This window comes from Amycolatopsis sp. CA-211722 (genome assembly GCF_056828465.1).
In genome coordinates, this window is sequence record NZ_CP184752.1 from 8,279,441 (window position 1) to 8,297,711 (window position 18,271).

20 protein-coding genes are annotated in these 18,271 nt (G+C 69.7%); 9 read left to right on the plus strand and 11 right to left on the minus strand.

All coding sequences use genetic code 11. From position 1 onward, the window contains the following. Nucleotides 1-14 precede the first annotated feature (14 nt). Both glmS and ACOCEP_RS37850 read right to left on the minus strand, forming a co-directional pair. The gene (gene glmS, locus ACOCEP_RS37845; protein ID WP_482334582.1) at nucleotides 15-1,835 is read right to left on the minus strand and encodes a glutamine--fructose-6-phosphate transaminase (isomerizing); all 1,821 of its coding nucleotides are present in this window, start codon (nucleotides 1,833-1,835) and stop codon (nucleotides 15-17) included. Nucleotides 1,836-1,876: 41 nt separating this feature from the next. Further along, nucleotides 1,877-2,149 (minus strand): hypothetical protein, encoded by a 273-nt coding sequence (locus ACOCEP_RS37850; protein WP_482334584.1) that lies wholly within the window; start codon nucleotides 2,147-2,149, stop codon nucleotides 1,877-1,879. Between the two features lie 83 nt (nucleotides 2,150-2,232). Between ACOCEP_RS37850 and ACOCEP_RS37855 the strand changes: the two genes are divergently transcribed. After that, complete coding sequence (locus ACOCEP_RS37855; protein ID WP_482334586.1) at nucleotides 2,233-3,417, plus strand: cytochrome P450; 1,185 nt, start codon at nucleotides 2,233-2,235, stop codon at nucleotides 3,415-3,417. Nucleotides 3,418-3,422: 5 nt separating this feature from the next. Here ACOCEP_RS37855 and ACOCEP_RS37860 read toward each other — a convergent pair whose 3' ends face one another. Next, nucleotides 3,423-4,985: an adenylate/guanylate cyclase domain-containing protein gene (locus tag ACOCEP_RS37860; RefSeq protein WP_482334588.1), complete on the minus strand. Its 1,563-nt coding sequence runs from the start codon at nucleotides 4,983-4,985 to the stop codon at nucleotides 3,423-3,425. Nucleotides 4,986-5,046: 61 nt separating this feature from the next. Next, nucleotides 5,047-5,850, minus strand: coding sequence for a class I SAM-dependent methyltransferase (locus ACOCEP_RS37865; RefSeq protein ID WP_482334590.1), 804 nt, complete (start codon nucleotides 5,848-5,850; stop codon nucleotides 5,047-5,049). A 65-nt stretch (nucleotides 5,851-5,915) separates the two neighbouring features. Here ACOCEP_RS37865 and ACOCEP_RS37870 point away from each other — a divergent pair, with 65 nt between their 5' ends. Then, entirely contained in the window at nucleotides 5,916-6,377 is a 462-nt protein-coding gene (locus ACOCEP_RS37870) for a peroxiredoxin (protein WP_482334592.1), read from the plus strand. A gap of 2 nt (nucleotides 6,378-6,379) precedes the next feature. On the opposite strand, the gene ACOCEP_RS37875 is transcribed toward ACOCEP_RS37870, so the two are convergent. Then, on the minus strand, nucleotides 6,380-7,063 hold the full coding sequence (locus ACOCEP_RS37875; RefSeq protein WP_482334594.1) for a MerR family transcriptional regulator: 684 nt from the start codon (nucleotides 7,061-7,063) through the stop codon (nucleotides 6,380-6,382). 80 nt (nucleotides 7,064-7,143) lie between these two features. Here ACOCEP_RS37875 and ACOCEP_RS37880 point away from each other — a divergent pair, with 80 nt between their 5' ends. The 3 genes from ACOCEP_RS37880 (at nucleotide 7,144) to ACOCEP_RS37890 (ending at nucleotide 9,688) form a co-directional block, all read left to right on the plus strand. Next, nucleotides 7,144-7,593 carry a DUF6194 family protein gene (locus ACOCEP_RS37880; RefSeq protein WP_482334596.1) on the plus strand — a complete coding sequence of 150 codons (450 nt, stop codon included), beginning with the start codon at nucleotides 7,144-7,146 and terminating at the stop codon, nucleotides 7,591-7,593. Between the two features lie 18 nt (nucleotides 7,594-7,611). Continuing rightward, on the plus strand, nucleotides 7,612-8,325 hold the full coding sequence (locus tag ACOCEP_RS37885) for a TioE family transcriptional regulator (RefSeq protein WP_482334598.1): 714 nt from the start codon (nucleotides 7,612-7,614) through the stop codon (nucleotides 8,323-8,325). A 205-nt stretch (nucleotides 8,326-8,530) separates the two neighbouring features. Continuing rightward, complete coding sequence (locus ACOCEP_RS37890; protein WP_482334600.1) at nucleotides 8,531-9,688, plus strand: S1 family peptidase; 1,158 nt, start codon at nucleotides 8,531-8,533, stop codon at nucleotides 9,686-9,688. A gap of 49 nt (nucleotides 9,689-9,737) precedes the next feature. On the opposite strand, the gene ACOCEP_RS37895 is transcribed toward ACOCEP_RS37890, so the two are convergent. Genes ACOCEP_RS37895 through ACOCEP_RS37910 form a run of 4 tightly spaced genes read right to left on the minus strand, consistent with a single transcriptional unit; the run spans nucleotide 9,738 to nucleotide 12,262 of the window. Further along, nucleotides 9,738-10,220: a DinB family protein gene (locus ACOCEP_RS37895; RefSeq protein WP_482334602.1), complete on the minus strand. Its 483-nt coding sequence runs from the start codon at nucleotides 10,218-10,220 to the stop codon at nucleotides 9,738-9,740. 36 nt (nucleotides 10,221-10,256) lie between these two features. After that, the gene (locus ACOCEP_RS37900) at nucleotides 10,257-11,195 is read right to left on the minus strand and encodes an alpha/beta fold hydrolase (protein ID WP_482334604.1); all 939 of its coding nucleotides are present in this window, start codon (nucleotides 11,193-11,195) and stop codon (nucleotides 10,257-10,259) included. Nucleotides 11,196-11,207: 12 nt separating this feature from the next. Continuing rightward, nucleotides 11,208-11,672: a DinB family protein gene (locus tag ACOCEP_RS37905; RefSeq protein WP_482334606.1), complete on the minus strand. Its 465-nt coding sequence runs from the start codon at nucleotides 11,670-11,672 to the stop codon at nucleotides 11,208-11,210. After that, nucleotides 11,669-12,262, minus strand: coding sequence for a class I SAM-dependent methyltransferase (locus ACOCEP_RS37910; RefSeq protein ID WP_482334608.1), 594 nt, complete (start codon nucleotides 12,260-12,262; stop codon nucleotides 11,669-11,671). Before ACOCEP_RS37910 ends, ACOCEP_RS37905 begins: the two co-directional genes overlap by 4 nt. 68 nt (nucleotides 12,263-12,330) lie before the next feature. Between ACOCEP_RS37910 and ACOCEP_RS37915 the strand changes: the two genes are divergently transcribed. After that, on the plus strand, nucleotides 12,331-12,903 hold the full coding sequence (locus ACOCEP_RS37915) for a helix-turn-helix domain-containing protein (RefSeq protein ID WP_482334610.1): 573 nt from the start codon (nucleotides 12,331-12,333) through the stop codon (nucleotides 12,901-12,903). A gap of 141 nt (nucleotides 12,904-13,044) precedes the next feature. Here ACOCEP_RS37915 and ACOCEP_RS37920 read toward each other — a convergent pair whose 3' ends face one another. Next, the gene (locus ACOCEP_RS37920; RefSeq protein ID WP_482334612.1) at nucleotides 13,045-13,647 is read right to left on the minus strand and encodes a response regulator; all 603 of its coding nucleotides are present in this window, start codon (nucleotides 13,645-13,647) and stop codon (nucleotides 13,045-13,047) included. Beyond that, on the minus strand, nucleotides 13,644-14,747 hold the full coding sequence (locus tag ACOCEP_RS37925) for a sensor histidine kinase (RefSeq protein ID WP_482339897.1): 1,104 nt from the start codon (nucleotides 14,745-14,747) through the stop codon (nucleotides 13,644-13,646). Before ACOCEP_RS37925 ends, ACOCEP_RS37920 begins: the two co-directional genes overlap by 4 nt. A 117-nt stretch (nucleotides 14,748-14,864) precedes the next feature. Between ACOCEP_RS37925 and ACOCEP_RS37930 the strand changes: the two genes are divergently transcribed. Genes ACOCEP_RS37930 through ACOCEP_RS37940 form a run of 3 tightly spaced genes read left to right on the plus strand, consistent with a single transcriptional unit; the run spans nucleotide 14,865 to nucleotide 18,220 of the window. After that, nucleotides 14,865-15,746 (plus strand): ABC transporter ATP-binding protein, encoded by an 882-nt coding sequence (locus ACOCEP_RS37930; RefSeq protein WP_482334614.1) that lies wholly within the window; start codon nucleotides 14,865-14,867, stop codon nucleotides 15,744-15,746. A gap of 15 nt (nucleotides 15,747-15,761) precedes the next feature. Next, nucleotides 15,762-16,481: an ABC transporter permease gene (locus ACOCEP_RS37935; RefSeq protein ID WP_482334616.1), complete on the plus strand. Its 720-nt coding sequence runs from the start codon at nucleotides 15,762-15,764 to the stop codon at nucleotides 16,479-16,481. Then, a complete protein-coding gene (locus tag ACOCEP_RS37940; protein WP_482334618.1) occupies nucleotides 16,478-18,220 on the plus strand; it encodes an alpha/beta hydrolase in 1,743 nt (580 codons plus the stop codon). The genes ACOCEP_RS37935 and ACOCEP_RS37940 overlap by 4 nt, the downstream gene beginning before the upstream one ends. Nucleotides 18,221-18,271 lie beyond the last annotated feature (51 nt).

Consider the following 18,271-nt stretch of genomic DNA (forward strand, 5'->3'; position numbering starts at 1 on the left):
GGCGGCTCAGGAGATCATTCCACGGTGACGGACTTCGCGAGGTTACGCGGTTTGTCGATGTCGTGGCCGAGGAGCAGCGCCGCGTGATAGGCCAGCAGCTGCAGCGGGATGGTGAGCAGGATCGGGTCGAGTTCCGGCTCCGAACGCGGGACCACGAACCGCGGCACGTCGAGATCGCCGAAGTCCACGTCGTCGTGGGTGATCGCCAGCACCTGTCCCTTGCGCGCCTTGATCTGCTGCATCGCGGCGAGGTTGCGGTCGGCCAGATCGTCCGACGGCACGATCGCGACCGTCGGCAGCTCCTCGTCGATCAGCGCGAGCGGGCCGTGCTTGAGTTCCGAGGTCTGGTAGGCCTCAGCGTGCCGGTACGAGATCTCCTTGAACTTCTGCGCGCCCTCCCGCGCCACCGGGAAGCCACGGACCCGGCCGATGAAGAACAGGCTCCGCGCGTCCGCGCAGATCTTGGCGTGCTCGGCGATCCGGTCCTCCGCCTCGACGATGGCGGCGACCTGCTCCGGCAACGCGCGGAGCGCCGCGACGATCCGCTGTCCGTCCGCGTTGGACAGATCGCGGACGCGGCCCAGCGCCAGCGCGATCATCGCGAACCCGACGGCCATGTTGGTGAGCGCCTTGGTCGAGGCGACGGCGATCTCCGGGCCGGCGTGCAGATACAGGCCGCCGTCGCAGGCTCGCGCGATCGTCGAACCGACGACGTTCACGAGGCCGACCACCCGGCCGCCCTTGCGCTTGACCTCTTCGACGGCGAACGCGGTGTCCGCGGTCTCGCCGGACTGGCTGACCGCGATGTAGAGGGTGTCCGCTTCGATGATGGGGTTGCGGTAGCGGAACTCCGACGCGGCCTCGGCGTCGGCCGGGACCCGTGCCAGGTCCTCGATCATGGTGGCGCCGATCTGGCCCGCGTAGTACGCCGAACCGCAGCCGAGGATCTTCACCCGCGCGAAACCGCGCAGGTCACGGGGAGTCAGGTTCAGACCGTCCAAACGGGACACTCCGAACCGATCGTCCAGCCGTCCCCGGATCATCCGCTCCAGGCATTCCGGCTGCTCCTGGATCTCCTTGTACATGTAGTGCTTGTGCCCGCCGAGGTCGAGATCGTCGGCCTGGATGTCGATCGCCGTCGCGGCTTTGCCGGTGTCGCTCTCGTCGACGGTGAAGGTGCGGTAGCCGGTGGCCGAGACGCTGGCGAACTCGCCGTCGTCGAGGTGCACCACCTGCGAGGTGTGCCGGACCAGCGCGGACAGGTCGCTGGCCACGAACATCTCCCGGTCGCCGACACCGATGATCAGCGGCGAACCGTTTCGCGCGACCACGACCCGGTCGGGGTGCCCGGTGTCGGTGACGGCGATGGCATAGGTACCGGTGACTCGCGAAACGGCCTCGACGACCGCGTCTTCGAGCGTCTTCGCGCCCGACCGCGCGATCAGGTGGGCGAGCACCTCGGTGTCGGTCTCGGACGAGAGCGTCACCCCGGCCTGGGTGAGCTGCTCGCGCAGCGCGTCGGCGTTGTCGATGATCCCGTTGTGCACCACGGAGATCCGGCCGTCCTCGGAGACGTGCGGATGGGCGTTCGCCTCGGTCGCCGGGCCGTGCGTCGCCCACCTGGTGTGCCCGATGCCGACCTTGCCCGCGAGCCGTTTGGGCAGCGCGGCCGTCAGATTCCGCACCCGCCCCACGATCCGGTGCACCTGGGCGCCTTTACCGCCCAGGACGGAGATCCCGGCCGAGTCGTAGCCGCGGTACTCCAGCCGCGTCAGCCCCTCGATCAGGATGGGGGCGGCGTTCTGGCCGCCGATGTAGCCGACGATTCCGCACATGACGAGTCAACCTCACAAAGAAAAGGGACGGGCGTGGTCCGTCAGCCGTAGACGATGCGGCGCAGTTGCCGCTCGGACAGGTCGGGAGGCGCGACGAGACGACGGCTCAGCTCGCCGGCGATACGAGGGAAGATCTCCGGGTTCTTCTTTCCCTCTGTCTGCAACCGGGCATGCCGCTCGCGCACGTACTGCTCGACCGGCTGCCGGTAGAACGCCAGGACGTCCTCGACGACACGGGCGGCGATGGCCGTCGACAGACCCGTCGACAAGGCCACCTGCTCGACGATGTCCGCGTCCTCCACGGAGCCCATCATGCACATCGAGATATCGAAATGCCAGTTCTTGCCCGAAATCGGGCAAGAACTGGCGACTTACCCAGCCTTATAGGATCGCGGTCATGCTCGAGAACCTGCTCACGCCGGAGACCAGGACCGATCCGTACCCGTTCTACCGTCAGGTCTTCGACCGCGGCCCGGTCTTCGCGGCCGCGGACGGGTTCTTCGTGGTCAGCGGGTTCGAGGAGGCGTCGGCGCTGCTCAAGAACCCCGCGTTCGGCCACGGCGAACCCGAGGTGCTGCCGGATCCGCACGAGAACGAGCCGGTCGACGAGCAGGGCCGGGTGGTCCGGTCGTTCCTGGCGCTCGACCCGCCCGACCACACGCGGCTGCGGCGGCTGGTGTCCAAGGCGTTCACGCCGAGGATGGTCGAGCAGCTCGCCCCGCGGATCGAGGAACTGGCGAAGGAACTCGTGTCGAAAGCGCTCGAAAGGGGCGAATTCGACCTGATGACCGAGATCGCGAAACCGCTACCGGTCGTCGTCGTCAGCGAGCTGCTCGGGGTGCCGCTGGCCGACCGCGAGCGTTTCGAAGGCTGGTCGCATGCCATGGGGCGCGCGCTCGACCCTTCTTTCCTGATCGCGAAGGAGACCGTCGCGGCGGCCGTCGCCGCCCGGCGTGAATTCGTCGCCTATTTCCGCGAGCTGGCGAAGGAACGGCGGAAGCGGCCGACCGGCGACCTGTTCTCCGACCTGGTTTCGGTCTCCGACGAGGGCGACCGGCTCAGCGAAGGCGAACTGGTGATCACCGCGATGCTCCTGCTGGTCGCCGGGCACGAGACGACGACCAACCTGATCGGCAACGGCGCCCTCGCGTTGCTGAACCATCCGGAACAGCACCGGAAACTGACCGAAGACCGTTCGAAGATCCCGAACGCGGTCGAGGAGATGCTCCGCTACGACTCCCCGGTCCAGCTGACCACTCGGCTCGCGCTGCGGGACACGACGATCGGCGACCAGTCCGTCGGCGAAGGCGCGCAGGCTGTACTGCTGCTGGGAGCGGCCAACCGCGACCCGCGCGCGTACGAGAGCCCGGACCGCTTCGACGTCGACCGTCCCTCACCGAGGCATCTCGCGCTGGGACAGGGCATCCACTTCTGCCTCGGTGCCCCGCTGGCGCGTCTGGAAGGCCGCACCCTTTTCGAGGCACTGCTCGGCGCCGGCCCCTTCCACCGGACCGCGGATCCGGTCTGGGTGAAGCAGGTGACACTGCGCGGCCTCGAAAGCCTGCGGCTCGAATTCGCCTGACGGGGTCAGGCCCGGGGGGTCGCGAGGGTGGTGGGCCGGGAGCGGCCCCGCAGGGTGACGTCCTCCGTCGCCTTCCACCGCGCGGCCTCGTCCTCGGCCGCAGACTCGATCGCCGTCCACGAAGCGAGCAACCGGGCTTCGACGTTCTTCGCCAGTTCGGTCAGCCGGGCGGCTTCGTTGACCGGGTCGCCGATCACCGTGTATTCGAACCGCCGCGGGTCGCCGACGTTGCCGGCGACCACCTCACCCGTCGCCACGCCGATCCCGGCCGGGCATTCGGGTACCTCCGCCGCCAGCCTGCGCGAAATCGCCCGGCCGGCGGACAGCGCCAGGGTCGCGTGATCGGCCAGCAGCACCGGCGCGCCGAAAATCGCCAGCGCCGCGTCACCGACGAACTTGTTGACCAGCCCGTGGTTGCGGTCGACCTCGTCGACCACCACCGCGAAGAACCGGTTGAGCAGGCCGACGACCTCCTCGGGCGGACGGCTCGCGGCCAGCGCGGTCGACCCGATCAGATCGACGAACAACACCGACACCGTCCGCACCGTGCCGCCGAGCTCGGCCGACGTGCGCATCGCCTCGCTCGCGACGTCCTCGCCGACGTGCCTGCCGAACAGGTCTCGCAAACGTTCGCGTTCGGCGAGCCCGACGGCCATCCCGTTGAAGCCGGCTTGCAGCAGACCGAGTTCCGTGCCGTCGTAGACCGGGATCTCCACGGTGAGGTCACCGGCCCGGACCCGGCCGAGCGCGTGCTGCACCGACCGGATCGGGTTCACCACGGCACGTGCGGTGAACACGGTCACCAGCAGGCCGAAGACCAGCACGACGAGGCCGAGCGCGATGACCGAGATGGCGAGCTTCGTGGTCGACACGTCGCCGCGCGCCCACGCCAGCACCGCCGTGACCACCAGTCCCGCCACCGGCACCCCGGTGCCGAGGCACCAGAACAGCAGCATCCGCAGGTTGACCCCGCCGCTGAGCGGCCGGTCCGGCGAGGTGCCCGCGAGAGCGAGGGCCGCGTACGGCCGCAGGATGAACTCCCCGGCCAGGTAGGCGATCGCGCAGACGACCACCCCCGCGAAGGCGACCACGAGCAGTTCGGTGAGCACGACCCGCGGCTGCACCAGTGCGGCCAGCACACCGAAGACCCCGGTCGCGATGCCCCACAACACGGCCTGGACCAGCGTCAGGCGCAACGGGACGCGAAGGCTGGCCGCGCGTTCCTCGTCGGTCGGCGTCCGGCCGTCGGCGGCCCAGCGCAGGGTCCGCAGCGCGCCGCGGGTGCCCCACAGCGCGCCCACGACGACGGCGGAGGCCACGTAGACGGGGACCGCGATCGCGGTCACGCGGACGAGGTCGCCGGACATGCCGGGAGCGGGCATGAGCAGCGCCGCCAGCCCGACCACGACCAGCGCGCCGATGACGTTGGTCGCGATCAGCGTCCCGGTGAGCAGCCCTTGGACGCGGCGGCGCAGCACGGCCGGATCCTGGCCGAGCGGGCCGAGCAGCCAAGAGCCGAACGGCCCCTGCCCGCGGCCCCGAACAGAGGAGTCGTTGTCTGGTCGCACCCGTGTCCCGCCGTTCACCCCGGTTTGAGTGAACGACTGTACACCGAAGCCGGGGTGCTCGTCAGCGGACGGTGCCGGAGCCGATCAGCGTGGTGGCGTCGAGTTCGGTCACCCCGTCGGCCCGCAGGGAATCGAGGTAGCGCTCTCGCACCTGCTCGACGACGCCGGGTTCGAGGCCGTCGAGCAGTCCCCGGAATCCGGAGCCGATGACGACCAGCCACGCGATCTCCGGCGTCATCGCCAGCCGCAACTCGTTCACCTCGACGTCCACATCGGACAGATTCCGCCCGGAAAGCCAATCCGCGTAAGGGCCGGCCTGGTTCACGCGATCGATCAAACTCGGCTCGCGTTCCGGCGGCGGCGCGGAATCGGTCACCGCCGCCACCGCGCGGCCGAGATGACGGCCCGCGGTCACCATGGACCCGCCGCGCCAGATCGTGAACACGGCCCGGCCGCCGGATCGGGCCCGGCCGATCAGCCGTTCGGTGCCGTCCGTCATGTCGGGAAAGAAGAAGATGCCGAGCGCGCACTGCACGGCGTCGTAGTCACCGGTGCCCCACGCCGTCGCGTCGGCCTCGTGCGCGCGCAACTGCGGCAGATCGGCCGAGAGGCGGCGCAGTTCGCCGATCATCGGGCCAGAGAGGTCGATCGCGTCCACCACGCCACCGGCACCGACGGCGCGCGCCGCGGGAATCGCCGACGCCCCGGTGCCGCAGCAGGCGTCGAGGACGCGGTCTCCCGCACCGAGCCGGGCCGCCGCCACCGTGGCGGCGCCGATCGGTTCCCAGAGATGCCGCCCGAGCGCGGCGAAATCGGCGGCAGCCGCGTCGAAGGCCCGCCGGGTTCCCACTTTGCGAGAAGACATGCCGCGACGATAGCCCGTTTCGCACGGAGACCGATCCGGCGTGCTCTCGGCTCCGAACACCGGACATGGACCAAGGAGACCTCGCCCCGGACTTCACCCTGCCCGACGACACCGGCCGGGACCGCACGCTGTCGGACTTCCTGTCGACCGGCCCGGTCGTGCTGTTCTTCTATCCCGCCGCGATGACCGGTGGCTGCACCGCCGAGAGCTGCCATTTCCGCGATCTGGCGGCGGAATTCGGCGAGGTCGGCGCCCATCGCGTCGGGATCAGCCCGGACGGCATCACCAAACAGCGGCAGTTCTCCACGCTGCACGGCTTCGACTACCCGCTCCTGTCCGATACGGACGGGAGCGTCGCCAAGCAGTTCGGTGTATGGCGCCGGTTCAGTCCGCTGCACGCCAAACGCCACACCTTCGTGATCGGTACCGATCGCCGGATCCTCGCGGTGATCAAGAGTGAACTGAAGTTCGACGTCCACGCGGACAAGGCGCTCGCGACCCTGCGGGAACGGACGACCGCCGGGTGAGCTCAGCCACTCACGACCCGGGAAAGCGCGGCGGTGCCGTCGAAAAGCGCCCGTGAGCGGGCCGTGATCCCGGCGTCCCTGGCGGCGAGCGCGGAAGCGACGTCCTCCAGCCGCCGGGAGCGCCGCAGCTCCGGCATCAAGGCCCGAAGCGGCGCGACGCGGTAGCCGGCCAGCCGCAGCTGCTGCACGATCCGCGCGTCCCGCACCTGGGAAGGCGTGTACCGCCGCGTCCCCCGCTGATCGCGGCCGGGGACGACGAGCCGTTCCGTGTCCCAGTGCCGCAGCGTCGAAGGGCGGACGCCGAGGGCCGACGCGAGCTCGGAGACGCTCATCGCGTCCGACCCGCGTACGTCTTCGATCGGTTCGCGGGAGATCACCCGGACCGCTTCCCTGGCCTCCCGGAGATCCGCGCGTTCGGCGTCGAGCCCGGCGTGGGCGGCGTCGAGGAGCGCGAGCACCGCGGGAAGCGGATCCTGGTGCACGGCGCGGACGATCTTCTTGGCTTCGATCGGCCCCACCCCGGCGGCGAGGGCGCGGTAGGCCAGCGCGGACCGGAGGTGGATCTCGCCGTAGCTCCGGTAGCCCGAGGCCGTCCGAGTAGTCGCCGGGAGCACGCCGTCCCGTTCGAGGTTACGCACCTGCTGGACGGAGCATCCCGCCAGGCGCGCGACCTCCGCTGTGCGCATCGATTTGAGACTTGACACCTGCACTCCGTCGAAAACCCGCTCGAACCCTCCACAAGCACTTTAATGCCACGCTTGAGCACATGACCATCGAAGAGATCATCGGCCTCGTATCGGGCCTCGACGGCGTCCTGACCCTCACCCCCGGCCCCGGCGACGAATGGCCGGAGCTCAGCTGGGGCGACGCGTTCTTCTACTACTCCCCCGACGGCGTCGTCCCGGCGAACGTCCAGCCCTTCGCGACGATCGTGACCAAGAACTACCCCGGCGACGAGAGCTCGCGGCTGGACCGCCCGGACACGTTCCGGGTGAACGTCCACGCCGGCAAGAAGGAGTTCGCCCGGCGCCTCGGCCAGGACCCCGCCGCCACCGACACCCTGATCGCCCACCCCGTGTACGGCACCGCGGGCTGGCTGGCGGTGGTCAACCCGGCGTCGAACACCGAAGCGGCCACCCGCGAACTGCTCGAAACGGCCTATCGGCTGGCTCGCGCCCGGTACGAGCGGCGGGCGGACTCCTCGCGCGGCCGGTAGACCGAATATCGTGGGGTGGTGGGCCGGAACCTTCACCCCCGCGAGCGGCTCAGGCCGGTCGACCTGGCGCGCGAGCACGGCCTGTCCACCCAGGCCGTCCGCAATTACGAGGCGGACGGCATCCTTCCCGCCGCCGAACGCGGTCCGCAGGGCTATCGCACCTACACACCACTGCACGCCGAAGCCCTGCGCGCGTTCCTCGCCCTCGTGCCAGGGCACGGCCACGCGACGGCGACGTCGATCATGCGGGCGGTCAACGCGGACGCGGCCGAGGAGGCGCTCCGGTTCATCGACGAAAGCCACGCCCAGTTGCTCGACGACCGCCGCACCCTGCAGGCCGTGGCGGCCGCGCTCCGCGACCTCGAACCCGTGGCGCAGGAGCGGGAGGAGATGTTCGTCGGCCCGCTCGCGCGAAAACTGGGCGTCCGGCCCGCCACCCTGCGCGAATGGGAACGAGCGGGTCTGCTGCGGCCCGGACGCGACCCGAAGACCGGCTATCGCGTCTACAGCGCGGCCGACGTGCGCGACGCGAAACTGACACGTCAGCTCAGGCGAGGCGGCTATCTCCTGGAGCGGATCGCGCCCGTGCTCGACCAGGTCCGGTCGGCGGGCGGGGTGGTCCCGCTGGAGTCGGCGCTGCGCGACTGGCACTCGCGTCTCGCGGCCAGGGGCCGCGCCCTGCTCTCCGGCGCCGCCGCACTGGAGGGCTACCTGACACTTTTGCGCCAATGACACTTCCGCGCAATTGAATACGCGGGCAATTCACGTTTTCCGCATACGAAAGTAGGTCCGCGATCACGGATCCTACTTTCGGCGCTACGACACGGCTTACGGGCGCTCGTACTGTGCGTGACGTCGAGATGAACCGCCCGGTCCCCTGCGCTTTCCGAACATATTCCGGCGGTTCGTCGTTCCCTCCTTATCGAAGGAAATTCGCATGCGAATTCGCGGACCCGTCATGCTCACCCTGCTGAGTGTCTGTGCCGGAATCGGCGCGCTCGCCGTGCCGGCGACCGCCGCGCCGGTCACCGCCTACGACCAGACGATGCTCGAGACCCTCGCCGCCCAGCTCAAGGTCAGCCCGCTTCAGGCCGCCCAGAAGCTGGACCACGAAAAGAACCTGATCGCGTCGCTGGAGAGCATCAGAACGCGCGGCCTCCACACGGACGGCGCGTTCTTCGACGACGCCGGTGCCCTCGTGGTGAACGCCGACGCAGGCTCGGCCAAGGAGCTCCGCTCGGCCGGGCTGACCCCGCGCACCGGCGTCCGCGGCGAGAACGCCCTGAACGCCCTGTCCGCCAAGGTCGGCACGGTGATCGGCAAGGACGTCGGCCAGGTGCAGTCCTGGGGTCCGGAACTCGCGGCCGACCAGGTCGTGGTCACCGTCCAGCCGGGTGCCGACAGCGCCCTCGTCCGCCGCCTCACGGCGCTGCCGGGCGTGTCGGTCCAGACCGGCGTCGTCAACGGGAACACCACGCAGGCCGACGTCATCCCCGGCCAGATCATGGACCTCGACCCGGGCACCAACTGCTCGCTGGGCTTCCCCGGCACCACCAGCAACGGCAACAACGTGCTGCTCACCGCGGGGCACTGCGTCGAGGGCAACCCGGACATCCTCAACCGCAACGGCGTCCACATCGGCCGCGGCGTCGCCACCCAGTTCCCGTCGGCCGACATGGGCCTGATGGACATCGACGCCGAGGACACCGGCCGCGGCTACGTGGACACCCGGATGGGCACCACGGTGCGGATCACCGGCAGCTCGAAGGCGCCGGTCGGCACCACGCTGTGCAAGGCGGGCAACACCACCGGCTGGACCTGCGGCAAGATCACCGCGTACAACCAGACCGTCCGCTACAGCGGTGAAAGCGTCGCCACCACCGGGCTCGCGAAGTCGACCGTCTGCACCGAGGGCGGCGACAGCGGCGGTGCCTACATCGCGGGCAACACCGCGCAGGGCATGACCTCCGGTGGCCCCGCCGACGGCCACGACTGCGGCTGGAACCAGGGCTCCAACGCCACGGGTTCGTACTCCTACTACCAGCCCGTCGTGGACGCGGCGAACAAGTACGGGGTCACGCTGACCCGTTCCTGACGAACGACGCGCGATGGCCGGGGAGCGGGCGCTCCCCGGCCATCGCCGCCTACCGGGAACTCAGGATCTGCTCGCGCAGGATGTCCGCGTGGCCGCCGTGCTGGGCGAGTTCACGCAGCAGGTGCAGATACACCCACCGCAGCGGAAGCGGGCCGCGCCGGTTCCCGTGCAGCACGTCGTCCAGGTCGAGTGCGGCCGCCGCCTCGCGCGACGCCTCGCAGGCTTCGCGGTACGCCTGCCGCACGGAGCCGATCGTGTCCTCCTCGGTGAGGATGAACGATTCGTCGGGTGTCTCGGGGAGGCCGATCTCGGTCCGCGGGCGGCAGGTGACGGCTTCGACGAACCACACCTTCTCCACGAAGGTCGCGTGTTTCACCAACCCGAGCAGGGTCGTCCGTGACGGGACGAGCGACCGGCGCGCCTCCTCCTCGGTCAGCCCTTCCAGTGACTCGTCGAGAACACGACGGTGCTCGTCGAGGAAGACCTCGAACTGTTCGCGGAACGGATGGTTGAGGACTTCCAGGGTGGACATGCGGGAAGCATGGCAAAGGTTCTCGATCTCGGGCAACTACTTCAAGAACCCGACCAGTTCGGCGCTCACGAACTCCGGATTCTCCTCGGCGAGCCAATGTCCCGCCCTCGGCACCTCCACGGCACGGGCCAGGTTCGCGACCCGGGGTACCAGGGTCGCCTTCTGTGATTCGAGCGAACCTTCCGCGGTCATCAGGAGAGTGGGAGTCGTGATCGGTTTCGCGCCGGTGTTCGCGGCAGCGTCCTGCCCGAGCGTGCGGTAGAGCTCGAAACCGCCGTGCAGGACCTCCGGCCTCGTGTAGGTGCGGGCGTACTCGTCGATCTCGGCGTCGTCGAACGGCGACGGCGCTCCCGGCCCGCCGAAGGCCGTCCCCGAATAGGCGACCTGCGGATAGAACAGGGACAGATATTCGCGGACGTCGTCCCCGACAATGGCTTCGGGAACCGTCTTCTGCGCGTGGAAGGCGATGTGCCAGCTCAGCTTCCGGTAGGCCGTGGCGTCGAGCGCGGGGCCCGGCAGCGGCAGATCGAGGTACGCGAGTTTGGTGATATCGCCGGGGAATTGCGCGGCGTACTGGAAAGCGACCGCGGCGCCGAGGTCGTGCCCGGCGATCCGGGCGTCGCGCAGGCCGAGCCGTCCGGCGACGAGGCCGTGCACGTAGCGGGCGAGGGTCGCCTTGTCGTAGCCGGGCGGCGAGCCCGCGCTGTCGCCGAGGCCGGGCAGGTCGAGGGCGTACACCGTGAAATGCTCGGCCAGCGCGGGCATGACCCGGTGCCAGCCGTACCAGGTCTGCGGCCAGCCGTGCAGCAGGACGAGCGGGGCGCCCTTGCCGCCGGTGACGTAGTGCATCTTCACTCCGTCGACGTCGGCGTATTCGTGCCGGAACCCGTCGGGCGGGGCGGCGGCCGCCGGGGGCGAACCGCAGGCCGTCAGCAGGGCGAGGGCCGCGACGAACGCGGCGGCTCGGTGGAACATGGGATCTCCGTTTCAGCGCCCGGTGGCGCCATCGATCAGTTCGCGCAGGATGTCGGCGTGTCCCGCGTGCCGTGCGGTTTCTTCGATGAGGTGGGCCAGCGTCCAGCGCCGTGATCCCCGGCGGGGGCCGGTCGCGGCGAGGTCCTCCCAGGAAGCGATCTCGACGTTCGCCTCGGCGACGGTTTCCCGGTAGGCGGCGAGAATCGACGCCGTCGTGTCGTCCGGCCCCGGCCGGAACGTCGCCTTCCAGTCGGTGACGCGGTGGCCGAGCAGCCAGTGGCGTTCGACGTGGGTCAGGTGGTTGACCAGGCCCAGCAGATTCGTGCCGGACGGCACGCCGGGAGCGCGGGCCTGGTCTTCCGGCAGCCCTTCGGCTTTGGCCATGACCGCGGCGCGGAGATAGTCGAGGAAGCCGACGAGGACGTCCTTCTCCCCGGCTCCCGTCGCGGGCGGCCCGGCGTCGCGTTGGCGGCTCATCGCCCGGCCCGCCGGAGGACCAGGACGTGGTCGACGACCGTCGCGGTCCGGCCCGCCGGGCCGGTGGCCAGGCGTTCCGCCGCCTCCGCGCGGTCGATCGACCAGTCCGCCGGGTCGAGCGCCAGTCCGGCCGCCACCTCGGCGGGACCGGGGAATTCGGCGTCCTGGTCCCACGACCAGGGCGCGGCGGAACCGTGGTCGACGACGACCAGCCGCCCGCCGGGATTCACCGAGCCCGCGGCGGTGCGCAGCACCCGGGCCCGGTCCAGTGCGAACGGTGTGTGGAAGTACTGCGCCGACACCAGGTCGAAGGTGCCGTCGGGGAAATCCTCGGCGAGATCGACGCGGAGCGCCGTGATCGGTTCGCCGCGTTCCCGGAGCGAGCGCACGGCCGCTCCGGAGATGTCCACCGCGGTCACCCGCCAGCCACGGGCGGCCAGCCACACCGCGTCTCCCCCACCACCGCAGCCGAGGTCGAGCGCGGTGCCCGGGGTCAACGGGCCCGCGATCTCGGCCAGTCTCGCGTTCACCTCCGGCGTCCCCCCGGACCGCCGTTCGTGGAGTTCGTCCCAGAATTCCGTCGCGTTCATGACCGCCACCTTCGCCTCGGAGCAGCCGAACTGGCACGAAAACTTGCCGACCTGGCAAGATCGGCGCCATGGCGGACGAGACGGACGAGGTACTGGACGCGGTCGGCCCCCGGCTGCGGGCGCTGCGCAAACACCGGGGCCTGACCCTGGCCGAGCTGTCGTCGACGACCGGGATCTCGGAAAGCACCTTGTCGCGGCTGGAAAGCGGCGGCAGGCGGCCGACGCTGGAGCTACTGCTGCCGCTGGCCCGTGTGCACGGCGTGCCGCTCGACGACCTCGTCGGCGCGCCCCGGACCGGCGATCCGCGTATCCACCTTCAGCCGATCCACCGGCACGGCATGACGTTCCTGCCGCTCACCCGGCGCGCCGGCGGGGTGCAGGCGTTCAAGATGCTCATCCCCAGCCGGGACGCGCCGGCGGAGCCCACACCGCAGACCCACGGCGGCTACGAATGGGTGTATGTCCTCAATGGACGGTTGCGGCTCGTGGTCGGCGACCGCGACCTGGTCCTGCCGCCCGGCGAGGCCGCCGAGTTCGACACCGCGCTGCCGCATTGGCTCGGCTCGGCCGACGGGAAGGCCGTCGAAACCCTTGTCCTGTTCGGACCGCAGGGCGAGCGCGCGCACGTCCGGGCGCACTAGGCGGTGCCGAAAAGCCGCTCGGAGCCCGTGCCCCCCACCGACGTTGCGAAAGCCACTTTCACAACCTTCAGCGTTGCGAAAGTGGCTTTCGCAACACTCCACCGACGGCCCCCGACCGCGAACTGACTTGCAGGACAGCGCCTAAAGCCAATCGTGCTCCCGGGCATACCTCGCGGCCTGGTGCCGGGTCTGCGTCTGGGTCTTCTGCATCGCGTTCGAGAGGTAGTTCCGCACCGTGCCCTGCGCGAGGTGGAGCTGGGCGGCGATCTCGGCGACCGAATAGCCCTCGCCGGTCACCCGCAGCACCTCCAGCTCCCGCTCGGTGAGCGGGCAGTCGTCGACGACGGCGAGCGCGGAGACGTCCGGGTCGATCCAGCGTTTGCCCCGGTGCAGGGCGCCGATGACGAACGTGATGTGCGACGGCTCGGCGGCCTTGCTCACGAAGCCCTGGACACCGAGTTTGAGGGCCTTGCGGAGCACCCCGGGTTTCGCGTGCCGGGTCAGCATGAGGATGACCTGGTTCGGCCGGGTGCGGCGGATTTCGGCGACCGCGCCCAGCCCGTCCACCCCGGGCATTTCGAGGTCGATGACGAGAACATCGGGCTCGTGCCGCAAGGTGGCCTCGACGGCCTCCTCACCGTTCTCCGCCTCGGCCAGGACGGTGATCTCGCCTTCGAGCGGGAGCAACGCCGCCATCGCCTTGCGCAGCAGGGCCTCGTCGTCGGCGAGCACGACCGTGGTCATCGTTCCTCCCGGCCGGGGAAGGACGCGGCCGTCACGAACTGCCCGTCTTCCTGTTCCACCGTCAGTTCACCGCCGTCCGCCACGACGCGTTGTTCGAGCGCGGCCAGCCCGCGGAGTTCGGGCAGCGGCGCTCGCTGGGCACCGTCGTTGACGATACTGATGCTCCATTCCGACAGCGTGATCCGCACACGGGTCGCCTGCGCGTGGCGCAGGATGTTGGTCGTGGTCTCGCGCAGGACCTGGCCGAGCAGCCTGCCCGCCGCCGGATCGACGTCCGCCTCCCGGTTGACGCGCACCCGGATCCCCGCCGCCTCGAACAGGTTCCTCGCGTTCTCCAGTTCGGCGGAGAGGTTGAGCCGGCGCTGGGCGTAGGCGAGTTCCTTCGTCTGGGTGATCGTGTCGGCCACGAGCGCGTGGATCTCCCCCAGTTCCTGTTTCGCCCGCTCGGCGTCGATGTCCACCAGCTTCCTGGCGAGCGCGGCCTTGAGCTTCACCACGTGCAGCGTGTGGCCCTGGATGTCGTGCAGATCGCTCGCGAACCGCACGCGTTCCCGGATCACGGCCAATTCGGCCTCCCGCTCGCGCGACTCTTCGAGCTCCTCGACGACGTCGTAGAACCGCTTGTTGGGGAACATGAGGCCGAGCACGACGGCCGTGAGCGCCGCCGGGACGAAGACGAAGCTGACCAGTTCGCCGGAGACGTCCTCGTGGGAGACCAGCGGCCTCAGCGCACCCACCGCCGCGATGTACGCGACGAGCGCGACGGCCGCCGCGATCCGGTGCCGGGGCAGCTGGGGGACGACCAGGGAACCCACGAGGAAGACGCCGAAGAACGACGAACTCCCGCCTGCCACCAGCACCGAAAACGGCCACACGGCCGCCGCGACGACCAGGCACGGGATCGCCACCCGCAGGACCTCGCCCGCCGCCCAGCGCACGAAGGCGACCATCGCCGCCAGCACACCCGCGCTCAGGACGACCGCGTGCCACCAGGTCCGCGCGTCGGACGCGACCACGATCACCCCGCCGACGACGAGCAGCGGGACGAACATGGTGAGGTTGAGCCTGCGCAGCTGCCCCTTCGCCGGCTCGGTGTCCACATCAGACATGAGTCCAGTATCGGCCCTCCGCGAAGGCCGGACCAGTGACACTGCGTCATACCCGGTCGTGACGTGATCTCACTGGCCGGGTCGTGGCGGAGCGGCTGGAATCAAGCCATGACTTCGACAGCAATCGACGTTGACCGCCTGAACCTGAAGTACGGCGACTTCCATGCCGTCAAGGATCTGTCCTTCCAGGTCCGGCAGGGTGAGTTCTACGCCCTGCTCGGCACGAACGGCGCCGGGAAGACCTCGACCCTGGAGACCCTGGAAGGACACCGGAACCCGACGTCGGGCACGGTGCGGGTGCTGGGGAAGAGCCCGCGGGACCGGGCGGCCGTCCGGCCCGAGATGGGCATCATGCTGCAGGAGAGCGGTTTCTCCCCCGACCTGACGGTGAAGGAGTCGATCCGCCTGATCGGGAGCCTGACCCGGCGCACGGACCGGCTCGAACGGGTCCTCGGCATCGTGGACCTGACCCGCAAGGCCGGCACGAAGGTGTCGCAGCTTTCCGGTGGGGAGAAGCGGCGGCTCGACTTCGCGACCGCGGTGTACGGCTCGCCGCGGCTGGTGTTCCTGGACGAGCCGACGACCGGTCTGGACATCCAGTCCCGGGACGCGTTGTGGGACGCGGTCGACAAACTCCGCGAGGAGGGTTCGACCATCGTGCTCACCACGCATTACCTGGAAGAGGCGCAGCAGCGGGCGGACCGCATCGGCCTGATGCACCGGGGGACGTTCCACCGGGAGGGCACGGTCTCCGAACTCACCCGGACACTGCCCGCCGTGATCCGGTTCGGCCTGCCGCCCTCGGCCCCGGCGCTGCCGCTGCGGGGCAGGACGGAACACGACGGGAAGTTCGTCATCGAGACCTTCGGGCTGCAGAAGGACCTGCACGTCCTGCTGCGATGGGCGCAGGACAACGCCATCGAACTACGGGATCTCGAAGCGGGCCCGACCCGGCTCGACGACGTGTTCCGCGCCATCGACAACGACTAGCCACAAAGGACTCCCATGCTTTCGATAGCCCGCAGCGAACTGATCCAGATCTTCCGGAACCGCTCGGTCCTGATCACCAGCTTCGTGATGCCGCTGGCCATCTCCGCGTTCTTCGTCTACCAGCACGAAGTCTTCGCCGAAATCGGCAGTCTCGGGTACATCGCGGCGATCGTGATGTTCACCGTCTGCGCGTTCGGCCTCTACACCAGCGCGGTGACCACACTGGCCTCGCGACGGCAGAACCTCTTCCTCAAACGGCTGCGCTCCACCGCTGCCGGCGACGCGTCCATCCTGGCCGGCCTGGTACTGCCGGTCACCGTCATCTCCCTCGTCCAGGTGACCGTGATCCTGATCGTGCTGGGCACGATCACCGATACGCCCGCCGACGTCGCCCTGCTCGCGGTGGCGGTGCTCGCCAGTGTCGCCATGATGATCGGACTCGGCCTGGCCACCGCGGGCCTGACCAACTCCCCCGAGCACGCCCAGGTCACCACCTTGCCGGTCAGTCTCGGCGTGATCGCCGTCGCCAGCTGGGTCGGGATCTCCGGTACCGACGAGCTGACGCTGCTCAAACGGCTGCTGCCCGGCGGGTCGGCCACCGAACTCGCCGTCAACGCCTGGAACGGCGGCGTGGCCGTCACCGACTCGCTGCTCCTGCTCGCCCCCACGCTGGCGTGGGTCGTCGTCGCCGTCGTCCTCGCCACGCGGCTCTTCCGCTGGGAGCCGCGCCGATGACCGTCCGAAGTGGAAGGAAACTCCTTCCCGTGCTGGTCGCCGTTCTGGTGACCACGGCGACCCCGGCGATCGCTTCGGCGGCACCCCCGCCGGACTGGGGACCGTGCCCGGAAGAGGCGGCGGGCCTCGGCCTGGAATGCGGCACCGTCCAGGTCCCGCTGGACTACCGGAACCCCGGCGGGAAGACCATCGGGATCGCGATCTCGCGGCTGGCGAGCACCGAACCGGAGAAGCGCCGCGGCGTACTGCTCACCAACACGGGTGGCCCCGGCGGCGAAGGGCTTGCCTACCCCGCCACCCTCAAGAAACTGAACATCCCGCAGGAGGTGCTGGACAGCTACGACGTCATCGGGATGGACCCCCGCGGTGTCCACAACAGCACACCGGTGACCTGTGGGTTGTCCCCCACCGAGCATCCGACCAACATCCCGCTGTACGCCCGGAGCCAGGCCGACGTCACGAGCGAGGCCCAGCGCGTCGCCGCTGTCGCCGCGAAATGCGGTACCTCGGCCACCTCCGCGCTCCTGCCGTTCATGACCACCGCCAACACCGCGCGCGACATGGACCGGGTGCGCGAGGCGCTCGGCGAGCGGAAGGTGAACTACTTCGGCATCTCGTACGGCACCTATCTCGGCTCGGTGTACACGTCGCTGTTCCCCGAGCGCAGCGACCGGTTCCTGATCGACAGCGCGACCGGCCCCGGCGGCTGGGACGCTTCCTTCTCGCGCTTGTTCGGCCAGGGCGTCGAAGACCGCTTCCCGGACTTCGCGAAGTTCGCCGCCGCCAAACCCGAATACGGCCTGGGCCGGACGCCGGCGCAAGTGACGGCGAAGTACTTCGAGCTCGCCGCGCGGCTGGACCGGACGCCGAGCCCGGACGGCTACACCGGCCAGGTTTTCCGCCACGTCACGTTCGCCGAGCTCTACTACGACCGGCGCCTGCCACATCTGGCCGAGACCTGGCGCGCGCTCGACACCGGGAAACCCGTGCCGTCGCCTTTGTCCGGTGCGGGCTACCCGTCGGACAACTACATCGCGAGCCAGCTGCACGTGATCTGCAACGACTCCGACTGGCCGGAGGACGTCGGCACGTATCGGCGCAACGTCGCCGTCGACCGGTTCCGCCACCCGCTGTTCGGCGCGGCGGCCGCGAACATCACGCCGTGCGCGTTCTGGCCGTCCGAACCGATCGAACCGCCGGTGAAGATCACCGACCGCGGGCCGTCGAACGTCCTGATCGTGCAGAACCTCCGCGACCCGGCCACGCCGCTGGCGGGGGCGCGGAAACTGCGCCAAGCCTTCGGCGACCGAGCCAGGATGGTGACCGTCGACCAGGGCGGGCATCTGGCGTACCTGTTCAAGGACAACAGCTGCGCGAACGACCTCGCGACGGAGTTCCTGGTCGGCGGGACTCGGCCGCGGCACGACTTCGCCTGCCGACCCAGCACCGACCGGACCCCTCACGCGGACTGTGTGGATTTCGGGGCGTTGGATGACCCGAAACCCACACAGCCACACCCGAACAACCCAGTCACACCGGACGAACCGACGACACACCCCGAAACCAACCACGACACGACTTCGCCTGCCGACCCAGCACCGACCGGACCCCTCATGCGGAACTGTGTGGATTTCGGGGCGTTGGATGACCCGAAACCCACACAGCCACACCCGAACGACCCAGTCACACGAGCCGCAGGGCGTCGCGCCGAAGCGGATCTTCCGCAACTAGTCGACTAATTGCGGAAGATGGAGACCAAGCGCCCCGGGCCGGGATTCCCGGCCCGGGGC

Bases quoted from the DNA above. Each gene is read 5' to 3' on its own strand.
- ACOCEP_RS37865 (WP_482334590.1), bottom strand. From the start codon at position 5,850: ATGTCTTCTCGCAAAGTGGGAACCCGGCGGGCCTTCGACGCGGCTGCC.
- ACOCEP_RS37890 (WP_482334600.1), top strand. From the start codon at position 8,531: ATGCGAATTCGCGGACCCGTCATGCTCACCCTGCTGAGTGTCTGTGCC.
- ACOCEP_RS37875 (WP_482334594.1), bottom strand. From the start codon at position 7,063: ATGCGCACAGCGGAGGTCGCGCGCCTGGCGGGATGCTCCGTCCAGCAG.
- ACOCEP_RS37895 (WP_482334602.1), bottom strand. From the start codon at position 10,220: ATGTCCACCCTGGAAGTCCTCAACCATCCGTTCCGCGAACAGTTCGAG.
- ACOCEP_RS37850 (WP_482334584.1), bottom strand. From the start codon at position 2,149: ATGATGGGCTCCGTGGAGGACGCGGACATCGTCGAGCAGGTGGCCTTG.
- ACOCEP_RS37915 (WP_482334610.1), top strand. From the start codon at position 12,331: ATGGCGGACGAGACGGACGAGGTACTGGACGCGGTCGGCCCCCGGCTG.
- ACOCEP_RS37935 (WP_482334616.1), top strand. From the start codon at position 15,762: ATGCTTTCGATAGCCCGCAGCGAACTGATCCAGATCTTCCGGAACCGC.
- ACOCEP_RS37920 (WP_482334612.1), bottom strand. From the start codon at position 13,647: ATGACCACGGTCGTGCTCGCCGACGACGAGGCCCTGCTGCGCAAGGCG.
- ACOCEP_RS37940 (WP_482334618.1), top strand. From the start codon at position 16,478: ATGACCGTCCGAAGTGGAAGGAAACTCCTTCCCGTGCTGGTCGCCGTT.
- glmS (WP_482334582.1), bottom strand. From the start codon at position 1,835: ATGTGCGGAATCGTCGGCTACATCGGCGGCCAGAACGCCGCCCCCATC.
- ACOCEP_RS37910 (WP_482334608.1), bottom strand. From the start codon at position 12,262: ATGAACGCGACGGAATTCTGGGACGAACTCCACGAACGGCGGTCCGGG.
- ACOCEP_RS37930 (WP_482334614.1), top strand. From the start codon at position 14,865: ATGACTTCGACAGCAATCGACGTTGACCGCCTGAACCTGAAGTACGGC.
- ACOCEP_RS37905 (WP_482334606.1), bottom strand. From the start codon at position 11,672: ATGAGCCGCCAACGCGACGCCGGGCCGCCCGCGACGGGAGCCGGGGAG.
- ACOCEP_RS37870 (WP_482334592.1), top strand. From the start codon at position 5,916: ATGGACCAAGGAGACCTCGCCCCGGACTTCACCCTGCCCGACGACACC.
- ACOCEP_RS37855 (WP_482334586.1), top strand. From the start codon at position 2,233: ATGCTCGAGAACCTGCTCACGCCGGAGACCAGGACCGATCCGTACCCG.
- ACOCEP_RS37900 (WP_482334604.1), bottom strand. From the start codon at position 11,195: ATGTTCCACCGAGCCGCCGCGTTCGTCGCGGCCCTCGCCCTGCTGACG.
- ACOCEP_RS37880 (WP_482334596.1), top strand. From the start codon at position 7,144: ATGACCATCGAAGAGATCATCGGCCTCGTATCGGGCCTCGACGGCGTC.